Source organism: Methylibium sp. (assembly GCF_013817365.1).
In the GTDB taxonomy this organism is placed as follows: domain Bacteria; phylum Pseudomonadota; class Gammaproteobacteria; order Burkholderiales; family Burkholderiaceae_C; genus Methylibium.
In genome coordinates this window covers 1-2,376 of record NZ_JACDCU010000543.1, presented here as the reverse complement: position 1 = coordinate 2,376, position 2,376 = coordinate 1, and the positions used below count along the sequence as shown (strand labels likewise).

General features: G+C 69.7%; 2 protein-coding genes. Both read right to left on the bottom strand.

The annotated features are described in order from the left end of the window. Nucleotides 1–377, bottom strand: a 377-nt coding sequence (locus H0W38_RS21070; RefSeq protein ID WP_292457873.1) for a HAMP domain-containing protein, incomplete at its 3' end; no start/stop codon positions are given. A gap of 326 nt (nt 378–703) precedes the next feature. Beyond that, nucleotides 704–2,376: molybdopterin-dependent oxidoreductase (locus H0W38_RS21065; protein WP_292457871.1), on the bottom strand; the 1,673-nt coding region annotated here is incomplete at its 5' end.

The following is a 2,376-nucleotide window of genomic DNA, read 5'->3' as shown; positions in this document are numbered from 1 at the left end:
CAGGCGATCTCGTCGCGGCCGGTGGAGCTGATCTTGGTGACGAGGTCGCCCTTGGCAATGCGCGTCACCGCTTCGACCACCTGCTCGACCGGCGCCTTGACGCTGCGCCGCACCGCCCAGCCCAGCCAGGCGCCGAACAGCGCGGCCAGGCCGACGAGCAGGCCGATCAGCAGTGCCGCGCGGTCGGCGGTTTGCTGCAAGGCGGTCGCCTTGGCCATGAGCGCCGCGCTCGCGGAGGCCGCCAGCAGAGCCTGAGCTTCGGCGGTGTTGCTGCGCAGGGTCCAGACACTGGTCGCGCCCAGCACCAGCATCAGCAGGACCATCGCCGCAAAGCCGGCGGCGATGCGGGTGGTCAGTCGGTAGTTCAGCAGATTCATTCGATCTCTCCGGGGTTGCCGCCGCGGCTCCCGCAAGCGACCTGCTGGCGCGTTGCAAGGCGCCGGCAGTGAGGAGAATATCGACGTGATCGAGCCGAACTGAAGCCTCGATCAGCACGGCGCAAGACACGTTTTTCGCTGAGAGGAAGCAGGCGCAGCGGATTCATCAGCAGCGTTGCCGCAACCGGGGCGCAACCAAGCGCGCCGCGCGGTGACGCACTGAGAGAGTGAGCGCGCGCAGATGAGCCCGACGGCCGCAGCCAAGGCGGCAGACCCGGCGCCATGCGGCGACGAGTCTGCCTGTTCTCAGCGGGCCTGCATCACTCTCAGACCACCGCCGTGACCTTGACCGCCGTGACCTTGAAGCCCGGAATCTTGGCCACCGAGTCCAGTGCGTCGCCGGTCAGCTTGTTGGCCGCGGCTTCCCAGAAAGCGAACGGCAGGAACACCTGGCCGCGCTGCACGTCGGAGTTGACCTGGGCGCGCGCCTGCACCGCTCCCCAGCGAGTGGCGAGCTGCACCACTTGGCCATGCCGCGCACCGAGCGCCTGGGCATCGTCCGGATGCAGCGAGACCAGCGCCTCGGGCGCGATGGCGTCGAGCATGCTGGCATGGCGCGTCATTGCACCGGTGTGCCAATGCTCCAGCACGCGGCCGGTCGTGAGCACGAAGGGGTATTCGGCGTCAACCTGCTCGGCGCCGGGTCGGAACGCCGTGGGCACGACCGTGGCACGGCCGTCCTTGGTGGGGAAGTTCTCGATGAAGACGACGCTCTGGCCCGGCTCGTCCTCGCGCTGCGCGGGGGTGACCACCGCGTCTTCGCGCACCAGGCGCGACCACGGCACGCCGGCCAGCGGCTCCATCACGCCGCGCATCTCCTCGAACACGCGAGCCACCGGCGCTTCGGCGGCCTGCCGGCCGTCGCCGTCCTCTTTGCGCCAGTAGTTCCAGCCGGCGCCCAGTCGGCGCGCGATCTGCTCGATCGCCCACAGGTCCTGGCGCGCATCGCCCGGCGGCGTCAGGGCCGGTCGGCCGATCTGGATGAGCCGGTCTGTGTTGGTGTAGGTGCCCCATTTCTCGGGCTGCGCCGAAGCGGGCAGGACCACGTCGGCCAGGATCGCGGTTTCCGTGGCGAAGATGTCCTGCACCACCAGATGCTCCAGCATGGCCAGCGCCTTGCGCGCATGCGCCAGATCGGGGTCGCTCATCGCCGGGTTCTCGCCTTCGACGTACAGGCCGCGGATGGCGCCGTCGGTGACGGCGTGCATGATCTCCACGACGGTGAGGCCCGGCCTGGCGTCGATCGACGTACTCCACAGTGCCTCGAACTGCGCGCGCACCGCCTCGCTGGTGACGCGCTGGTAGTTCGGCAGCATCATCGGGATCAGCCCGGCGTCGCTCGCCCCTTGCACGTTGTTCTGGCCGCGCAACGGGTGCAGCCCAGTGCCGGGACGGCCGATCTGGCCGGTGAGCAGCGACAGGGCGATCAGGCCCCGCGCGTTGTCGGTGCCGTGCACGTGCTGGCTGATGCCCATGCCCCACAGGATCATGGACGACTTGGCGGTCGCGAAGGCGCGCGCCACCGCGCGCAGGGTGTCGGCGTCGATGCCGCAGATCTCGCTCATGCGCTCCGGCGTGGCTTCGGCCACCGCCGCCTTGAGCGCCTCGTAGCCGTTGACCCGGGCAGTCACGAAGGCCTGATCGACCAGCCCCTCGTCGATGATGACGTGCAGCAGGCCGTTGAGCAGCGCCACGTCGGTGTCAGGACGGAACTGCAGGTGCCATGTGGCGCGCCGCGTGAGCGCGTTGGTGCGCGGGTCGCAGATGACGAGCTTCGCACCCCGATCGACGGCGTTCTTGAGCCAGGTCGCGGCCACCGGGTGGTTGACGGTCGGGTTGGCGCCGATCAGGAAGATGAGCTCGGCCTCGGCCACGTCGGCCACCGGGTTGCTCACCGCGCCGGAGCCGATGCCTTCGAGCAGCGCCGCGACCGAGCTGG